The sequence below is a fragment of the Odoribacter lunatus genome (assembly GCF_943193135.1).
Classification (GTDB): Bacteria; Bacteroidota; Bacteroidia; order Bacteroidales; family Marinifilaceae; genus Culturomica; species Culturomica lunata.
In genome coordinates, this window is record NZ_CALPCZ010000007.1 from 86,792 (window position 1) to 96,482 (window position 9,691).

Below are 9,691 nucleotides of genomic sequence, written 5' to 3' on the forward strand. Positions count from 1 at the left end.
ATTACTGTTTTCGTCTTTTCAAAAAGCCGAAATATTTATTAACCAACTCCTTAAATGTATCAAAGGTTTCCTGGTAGGAAATACCGACACCTTGAATTGTCTCAGTGTTATTCTTGTATATAATCTTCTCGTCCGTATGAGAATAAGCCTTTAATTTCAATGTACCCTGCTTATTCAGTTTCACGTCTACGTCAAAATCGCCGGCAATATTGTTACTATTCCCCGAATTAGTCCCCACACCCTTTGTATTGCCGACATCCATGTTGCCGTTAGCGGTCAGTGTGACCCGATCATTCAGCAATTGCGTAGACAACGCCAATTCTATCTCATCGGAAGTAATATTGTCACCCGGACGATAAGAGAAATCAATATCAAAATTATTACTGATTTTCGACAGCCATCTGGACAATTGCCGCGATACCATTTCCGTTGCCGTGGTTACTCCCGCCTGATAGCCCATGTTTCTTTCCTCCAAATCCGTACTGTTCATATAATCCGGCTTATAAAACTTATTCAACATCAACAATGAGAAAATCTGCTTATTGATTTCATCCTGACTGGAAAAAAGACTCTGAATGAAACTCTTTGTCTGGCTGTCCAATGAAGGGAAATTAATATCGAACTTTACCAGCGGATTTGTAATGTTGTCACTCAGATTCAAGATACACTCTACCGGCACTTTTGTCGAACGGTCCATCAGTGAGTTCGTACTGGCGAGCAATTCGTTCAAAGAAGTTTTCAGATTGTATACCGCATTAATATCTATTGTGGCATCATACGGAGAACCGTTCCATTTGATACTCCCCCCCTGACGCAACTGAAAGTTCTTATTAAAAACACCTCCCAGCGTAAATAAATAACTTCCTTTCGTAATACGGTATTCCCCCAGCATATTAATCTCGCCGTCCTGGTCCAGGTCTATTTTGATATTCCCCTCACCCGTTGTCTTCAAAACATCCCCGATTGTCGGGTCAAATACGATTTGCACTTTCAGATTATCATTCAACTCCAGATTGGCGTTCAACAATATACTGCTCTTGGTTGCAGGCACTTTCCTGCGGGAATCTTCCGGTTGATTCCGGTTTACAAAATGCAAGAACGCACCGTCCTCTTCCGACACGGCGGAAGCCAACGGTATGTATAATTCCGAATTTCCTTCCGGACGGGCATTCGCCATTACCTCCATAACCCCGTTTTTTCCCTGCACTCGCGCATACCCGCTACTGTAAATACGTCCGTACAATACTTCACTGTTCTCATATCCGGTATTCATCAGCAAAAAATTCCGGAACGAAACATTCAAATCATAACTTTTATCCGTTAATAAATAATAACCGGAACACTCCGCCCGATTATTTTCGGCATCCCAAATGACAAAATCTTTCAGATAAACACGATTATGCTCTACATAAATACTGTCGTTCACGGTAAAACTCGTATTAAAATCCCGGCTGAACAAAGACAATGAATCGAAATACAGATGTCCGGTTATCTCAGGTACGGCAACAGTCCCCGTAATACGCATGTCCCCGTTCAGATTTCCCTTGCTATACTTGAAATATTCATTCGCATATTTTCCGACACGCTCCAATCCCAATTTATCCAATACAAGTCTTACATCTATACTATCCGATACCGGCTCATAAATACCCGCTATCCTCATCGGCACCTCGTCTTTCACCCTGTTTTCCGCCCGGATAACCATCCGGCTGCTGTCCGCATCCCAAAATGACATCAATTCCAAGCTTCCCAGCGTATCCCGGTTGAACCCCCAATCCCGGACAGCTATATCAGAATACAAAAGTTTATCCTTGTAATAATCCTGCATAACCACCTGCCCGTCTATCACCCCAAACAGATTCACGCCGCTCTCCAATACAAGCCGATTTAACTCCGCCAGATTAAACTCATTCAACCGTATAGTTAAGCTATCCGACGGTTTTTCGGAAATTCGCCCGTTCACGGAAAAATACTGTTCCCCACTTTTTAAAAGAAAATTATCTATCACAAACTCTTTTCCCTCCCAAACTATTTCGGAAGCCGCCACATTCCAGATACTGTCCGAAATGACAATCACCCCCGGATGAATTTTCGCCTCCGCTCTGTACAAGTCTCTCGATACCGCCTTCAGTTCCACATCGGCGGCCAGCTCACCGCTATACGTCTGTGCCTGCCAGTTGCACCATTGCAATTTAGTGCGGATTTTATTATTGCTCAGCAAACATTCATTCCTCATGTTGTAAATCCGGCTCCAATTCGTATAACTCAATTGGTCGGACTTCCACACCATCGCCAATTCACCTTCCCCTCCTTTTAACTCCATTTTGGTATTCCGCAAACCAAACATGCCGTAATGCAAACTATCCGAAGTGACCGACAAATAAATTTCATTCCGGTCCTTGTCAAAATCCGAATAAATCCGCGTCCCATCCGCGACGTATACGTCCGGATATAATACCCGCAACACCCGGTTCAAATCTTTTGTATCAATCGTATACCGGAAATCCATTTCCTCCTCCTGTTGCCTCCCACTCCTTGTCCGTTCCGAAGCATAAGCCGGCAAATATTCCTTCAACAAATCCAGCGTGAAATCAAGCGGCCGAATAGAAGCATAATGCCCCTCTATCTGCATATCCATGACGTCCGACAACAGGTTGGTTACATAATAATCGGATACCCCCCGGTTTTCAAAACTCACTCGTTCTATGGCAAAACTGTCTGACAGTGTTGCATAAAATAAATCTGTCAGATTCAAATGAGAAAAATTCTCCTGCTCCGATTTTCGGGCATATACCAAATCAAACAATGTACGAAACCGCTCTTCCTGCCCCGTAAGCGACCAACCGAAACGGTTCAGGCTATCTACAAAAAAATGTCCTTTGGAACTTAAAAAAGAAACACTGTCTCGGGTATCACAACTCAAAATCACCCCTATATCCACCCCCTCATTCCGGACAGAAGACATCAGATTCAGTTGCTCATCTTCATACGTCAAAAACACATCTATCCCCTCACATTTCCCTTTATTGACGTTTACATGATGAATATCGCTCTTCACATTCATTTTCATACCGGCGGAATCGCTTCGCCCGCTATAATTACCCGACATCGCCCCCAGGCCGAACAGCGAAAGCCCGCTCAATCTCCCGAAATTCACCACCGGAAAACTAAAATTCCCCGCCAACAGGGAACAATCACCATTCTCCATTTTTTCGCAAGGAGAGTAAACCAATTCCACATCCCCCCGCATTCCCGGCGTATTACTCTTCACATTTAAAATAAAATCTTCTACCGTTCCCTTCAACTTCCCTTCAACCTCAAACTCTTTAAAATGATGCAACGGCTCCGGCACGGAAATCGCATGTCCTAACCACGGCAGATAAATAGTTTCCAAATCTTTCGGAGTCAATGAAGCTTTCCGGAAATCTATTTCAAACACCGTATGCCAAAAGTCCGGCAAACCATGAGATTTAAACATCCCATACACCACGCTACTCTCCCCGAAAGCTATACACAAATCCCGCCCCTCCAAACGATTAACGGTATTCGTAACCACACCCGTACAACTCACCGTATTCTCTATTCCGCGCAATTTCTCATTAAAATAGGCCAAATCTATAAAGCTCACCGAAGAAAAGCCCAATTTATAATATTGCTGCATCCGAGTTGTAAAATACTTCCAGTCCCGACGCCCGGGCACCCAGTTATAAGCCAGTCGCTCCAGCACCAAACGGCTTCTCTCCGTCATAATCTCCCCTTCGGTAATCAACAGGGTAGAATCAGCAATCTCCATGCGGGCATTTAATTCCTTCAGGACAAAACCGGACTTCTCCGTCAATCCCAATCCCGTCACTTTCGCCCGCAATTTATCCTCCGAAAAATCCAATTCCGTAATATCGGCATTCACATGAGAACACGCAACATCCGTCCAGTTTATCCCATACTCCAACGGCACATACTGCTCCTCTTTATAAACAAAGCGGGAATCCCGTATCTTTATACGCTCCACATCCACAATCCACTCCGGCGAGTTATTTCCCAAAGCCGGCGTTTCTCCTTTCCCTTCCTGCAAAGCATCCAAAAACACATCCAGATTCATAATAGCCCGCTCCTCTCCCCGTTCTATCCACAAATTAAAATAAGCCTGTCTTAAAACAAGCTCCTTTACCGTAAAACTCCGGGAAGCCAAATTAAACGATTCCACCTTCACCTCCACCCGGTCACAATATAACAACGTATCATTGCGGTAATCCGTCAATAACATGTCTTTCAGCAACAAAGAACTCATCGGACGAAAATCCACACCTCCGACACGAATCTTCACACCCGTCCTGTATTCAAGTTGCGCGGTAAAATACTTCACTAGATAAGTCTGTACGACAGAAGTATGCAACAAGGCATACACCAAAAGAAGGATACCCAACGTCCCCGCCAGCCAAAAAGATAATATCCGAAAAAACTTTTTTATATCCGCACAGTTTTAGTTTGCTCACAAAAATATTAATATTGCACCATATTTGAAAGAGATTGAGAGTTAAAGATTACCCTCTTTCGACATTCAAAACCAAAAAATTATGACCATCATTCTCGGAATCGAATCCTCTTGTGACGACACCTCGGCAGCCATCCTCAAAGACGGAGTCATACTAAGCAACATCATTGCCAGCCAAAAAGTCCACGAAGCCTACGGGGGCGTCGTTCCGGAGCTTGCTTCCAGAGCACACCAGCAAAACATTATCCCGGTCGTAGACCAGGCTTTGAAAAAAGCAAACGTCTCCCCGGAAGAAATCGATGCCGTCGCTTTCACCCGCGGTCCCGGTCTGCTGGGTTCTCTGTTAGTCGGTACCTCTTTTGCCAAAGGTTTTGCCATCGCACGGCAACTTCCGATGATTGAAGTCAATCACCTGCAAGCCCACATCCTGGCCAATTTCATCAAAGAACCCGGCGTAGAAAGCCGGCATCCCTCTTTTCCATTCTTAACCTTGCTGGTCTCCGGCGGTAATTCCCAGCTAATCGTCGTACACGACTATCTGAAGATGGAAATGATAGGGCAAACCATTGACGATGCCGCCGGTGAAGCTTTCGACAAATGTGCCAAAGTCATGGGACTGGGCTACCCGGGAGGCCCTGTTATCGACAAACTGGCACAAACAGGCAACCCCGACCGCTTCAGCTTCAACAAGCCTCAAATACCCGGGCTGGATTATAGCTTCAGCGGTTTAAAAACCTCCTTCCTGTACTTTATCCGGGATGAACTGAAAAAAAATCCCGAATTTATAACACAAAACCTGCCGGATTTATGCGCCTCCCTGCAAAAAACAATCATTGACATCCTCATGTCCAAATTGAAAAAAGCAGCCAAACAGACCGGCATAAAACAAATCGCCATCGGCGGGGGCGTTTCCGCCAACTCCGGACTACAACACGCCGTACACCAAGAAGCCGAAAAAGCCGGTTGGGAAGTTTTCATCCCCCGATTGGGCTTTTCGCTTGACAACGCCGGCATGGTCGCCGTCTCCGGTTATTACAAATATCTTGCCGGACAATTTATCCAACTGGACGCCGTTCCATTTGCCCGCACAAGTTTAGATTAAACAACAAAACATGAAAATACTGGTCACTTACAACATCCCGCGCGAACCTTTCGCCCACCTCCCCGAAAACTGGGATGTCACCTTTCCGCAAGGCGACGAAATGAGCAAAGAAGAAATCATACGGCTTCTTCCCGACTACGATATTTTACTAAGCATTTTCTGTCGTCCCATTGATAAGGACATCATCGATGCCGGAAAAAGATTACAATTGATCAGTAACTATGGCGTAGGCTACAACAACGTGGATATTCGATATGCCCGGGAAAAGGGAATCTCCGTATGCAACACTCCCCAATCCGTCTGCAATCCCACCGCAGAACTATGTATGGCACTACTGCTCGGCGCCGCCCGCAAAATTGCGGAACTTGACCGCCGCGTCCGGCTAGAAAAAGAAAGCCTGTGGGGTGCCATGAAAAACTTAGGTACCGGATTGGAAGGCAAAACACTCGGCATCATCGGCATGGGACGCATCGGACAAAACGTGGCACAAAAAGCAAGCGCCTTCGGAATGAATATCATATATTACAATCGCCATACGGAAGTCCCCGGCTATCGGCGGGTAGAATTGAACACATTGTTGCAGGAATCGGATTTCATTTCCATACACACACCCCTGAACGAAGACTCCAGGCACCTCATCGGCAGAAAAGAATTAACCCTCATGAAACCTTCCGCCTTTTTAATCAACACCGCCCGAGGCGGAGTAATCGACGAGGCAGCTTTAGCCGAATGCTTGCAGCAGCAACAAATCAAAGGAGCCGCACTGGATGTATTTGAACAGGAACCGCATATCACAGAAACACTTTATCACCTTGATAACGTCATCCTCCTTCCGCATGTAGGAACGGCAACCATCGACTGCCGGATAGCCACCGGAGCGGAAGCCCTACAAAACATCCGTAACTTCCTCGCAGGACACCCGACGAACATCGTCAATTAGTACCACAAAAAAATAAAAAAATTATTCTATTTTTTTGGTGGATTAGAGAATATGCTCTATATTTGTCCCCGTTAAAAAACAAGAGTTCTTTTTAACATTGGGGAGATACCAAAGCGGCCAACTGGGGCAGACTGTAACTCTGCTGACTTATGTCTTCGTAGGTTCGAATCCTGCTCTCCCCACCAAACTTATGCGGAAATAGCTCAGTCGATAGAGCACTAGCCTTCCAAGCTGGGGGTCGCGGGTTTGAGTCCCGTTTTCCGCTCTCCGAAAAAGGCAGTTACAAAAGCAACTGCCTTTTTTGTTTGTCCTTTACTTACTACAACAATCTGAATATTAGATATATATAATTTTACCATCTTTCTAATAGATGTATTTTGTTGTTTGTAATACAGTAGTAAAAAGGACAAAATAGAGGGTATTTTAGCTTATTTCAAGTGGTAGCACTGCAAGAAATTGATTAACATAATTATTTCTTGCAAATTTGGCACTTTTCTATTAGCTATCAGCGAATTACACTATACTAAAAATGATTAAAAAATTGCAAGTATCCTTTTATTCTATGAACTCTAAATTGACTAATAAAGGAGAAGCACCTATCTATTGTAGAATTGCTATTGCCAAAAACATAAAACAATTCTCAACAGGCTTATATGTTCTCCCCAAAGATTGGGATAAAACCAAACAGAAAGCAAAAGGGAAAACCTCTGAATCAGAATCAATCAATACACATTTAGAGCAAATACGCAGTAAATTATTCAATGCAGAAACAAAACTAATCATTGAATCTCAAGACAACTATACATTAAACGACATCTACCTAATTTTTACAGGACAGTATGCAGACAATTCACCCACCTTACTAAAACTATTCAAAGAACGACTTAGCAAAATGGAAAAACTTGTAGGCAGTGAATACACCATACGAACATTCAGGAAATTTAAAGAAGTGTGCCAACATACACAAGATTACATCAAACACAACTACAATGCACAGGATATTCCATTTAAAAGATTAGACTTTAAATTTATCCAAGACTTCCAAGAATATCTATTGATTCACAAAAAACACAAACCTATTACAGTCAATAAAATTGTGCAACGTGTAAATCAAATAGTATTACTGGCTGTAAAATACAAGTACATTGCAGAACATCCCTTTAAAGGTTATAAACCGCTAAAGGAAGTAAAACAATTGGTATTCCTGACAGAAGAGGAAGTAAAACACCTTGAAAACTATGAATTTGCACAACAGAGACTTGAAAAAGTACGTGACTATTATATGTTTTCCGTTTATACAGGACTTGCCTACAATGAAGCATTCAATCTAAAGCCTGAACATATTATAAAAGGATTTGACGGTCAGGATTGGATTAAGATGATACGCCAAAAGACACAACGAGAAATCAATATACCATTACTGCCACAAGCTAAACGAATTATTGAAAAATACCGTTTGTCAAACGAACAAGAGTATATTTTACCAACAATGAGTAATCAGAAGATGAACAGTTATCTAAAAGAGATAGCCGATATTGTTGGTATAAAAAAACATCTAACACACCATACGGCACGCAAAACATTTGCTTCAACCATTTTACTTTATAATGATGTTCCTATTGAGATAGTAAGCAAATTACTTGGTCACGCCAACATCAGTATTACACAAAAATCATACGCCCAAGTCATTAATAAAAACGTAAGTAATCATATGCTAAAATTATCCACACAGTTAGAACAAACAACTAATTAATGTTTATTCCCCTCTCACTTCCTTAAAATTGGAGTGAGGGGGGATTTTTTTTACCTTTATTGTCTCTTTAAATTTAATATCATGATATTAGAGATAGATGATGAATGTTTAGAGTACGTAAAACTGTATTGTTTTAAATATTTAAATTCATTTGAAATAGATGAAGAAACCGGAGAAGCGATACAATATCCCTCCGATATTCCGGAAGTGTACCTAAAACACTATAATCATAGTGAAATGGAAGAAGAAGAATTTCGTGATAAGTATAAGAATCTTATCATTCCTGAAGGCAAGACTTTTAAACAATACAAACAAAGCCTCTCTTTGAAAGGCTCATTTACCTATGCAGCCTATCAAAAGAATAAAGAAATGCAAGAATTACTTAGGGACAAGAAAATCAACTTGGATTCTGAAAAATTTTGGCATCTATTAAGATTTATATATGATTATACTTGGGGAGAATGTATGAATGGTATAAAAGTAACCCCAAGCTGTATGGAACAACTTACCTCTTTCAGCGAGGCTGTCAGGTCAGATTCTGAAACAAAACAGCGGCTTGTACTTTATGCAAATAAGAAACAATATGTTATTGACAATCAACTTGCCATAGAATTATTAGCTCAATTATGGGATAATTATAAAGCGAACTACAACTGCCGTGAACTCCATGCCTGCCCAGTAACAGAAGAAACACAAACAACATCCAATGGTATTTGGGCTTTTGTTTCTGCAAAAATGTTTATTGATTTTTTCAAGATACTCCCAATGGGTAAAAGGCAAGGGGCAAAGGTATCTGAAAAGCAGAAAGAACTTATTGCCCATTTTTGGTACTTCACCGGCATTGTTTCCAATGAGAACATCCTATATTCAAACGACTATTTTAAAGCTATATGGAAACGGTACAAGGATTATGAGCCTGACAGTGTAAGCCTTTATTATTAATCATACCATACCCCAATATTTGCTCCTCTACAATTCCCATACTCTGTAATGGGAACAACTCCTGTCATGTTTTTTGTTACATATACCCCCCATTTATTTATTTGATTTTTGTAACGCAATCCTAAGTAAAGTGGATTGTCAGTAAGCTCTTAACTGAAATAAGAGTTAATTAATAAAATTAGTATATGAAAAAAATTACTAATGAATTGAACAACATGCTAAGCATGAAAGAATTAGAAAAAAATTAATCAATGCAGAAAACAAACTTGCACGTTTGAAATCCAAGCCTGCAAGCAAGCCGATGGATATTCTCTCCCAAGAGAGTATCATCAAGGGGCTAAAAGAACATATAGCCCAACTGGCAGAAACGCCGATAGAGAAAGCTAAATTAATCCAGCCGGAGAAAGGCGTACAGTCTTTCCAGTTGGCAGGAAGTAACGAGATTGTAAAATACAAACTCGC

Annotated in this window: 6 protein-coding genes and 2 tRNA genes; 7 read left to right on the forward strand and 1 reads right to left on the reverse strand. The window is 41.8% G+C overall.

What is annotated here, in order from left to right; all coding sequences use genetic code 11:
* Position 1: 1 nt before the first annotated feature.
* Positions 2 to 4,363 (reverse strand): translocation/assembly module TamB domain-containing protein, encoded by a 4,362-nt coding sequence (locus NFR61_RS04780; protein ID WP_251621124.1) that lies wholly within the window; start codon positions 4,361 to 4,363, stop codon positions 2 to 4.
* 211 nt (positions 4,364 to 4,574) lie between these two features.
* Here NFR61_RS04780 and tsaD point away from each other — a divergent pair, with 211 nt between their 5' ends.
* The 7 genes from tsaD to NFR61_RS04815 form a co-directional block, all read left to right on the forward strand.
* Positions 4,575 to 5,594 (forward strand): tRNA (adenosine(37)-N6)-threonylcarbamoyltransferase complex transferase subunit TsaD, encoded by a 1,020-nt coding sequence (tsaD, locus tag NFR61_RS04785; protein WP_251621126.1) that lies wholly within the window; start codon positions 4,575 to 4,577, stop codon positions 5,592 to 5,594.
* A 10-nt stretch (positions 5,595 to 5,604) separates the two neighbouring features.
* The gene (locus NFR61_RS04790; RefSeq protein ID WP_251621128.1) at positions 5,605 to 6,534 is read left to right on the forward strand and encodes an NAD(P)-dependent oxidoreductase; all 930 of its coding nucleotides are present in this window, start codon (positions 5,605 to 5,607) and stop codon (positions 6,532 to 6,534) included.
* Positions 6,535 to 6,633: 99 nt separating this feature from the next.
* Positions 6,634 to 6,719 (forward strand) — tRNA-Tyr (locus tag NFR61_RS04795).
* Between the two features lie 7 nt (positions 6,720 to 6,726).
* Positions 6,727 to 6,799, forward strand: a tRNA-Gly gene (locus NFR61_RS04800).
* 264 nt (positions 6,800 to 7,063) lie between these two features.
* Entirely contained in the window at positions 7,064 to 8,287 is a 1,224-nt protein-coding gene (locus tag NFR61_RS04805; protein WP_251621130.1) for a site-specific integrase, read from the forward strand.
* An 81-nt stretch (positions 8,288 to 8,368) separates the two neighbouring features.
* Positions 8,369 to 9,229, forward strand: coding sequence for a hypothetical protein (locus tag NFR61_RS04810; RefSeq protein WP_251621138.1), 861 nt, complete (start codon positions 8,369 to 8,371; stop codon positions 9,227 to 9,229).
* A gap of 274 nt (positions 9,230 to 9,503) precedes the next feature.
* On the forward strand, positions 9,504 to 9,691 hold a 188-nt coding region (locus NFR61_RS04815; RefSeq protein WP_251621140.1), incomplete at its 3' end, for a hypothetical protein.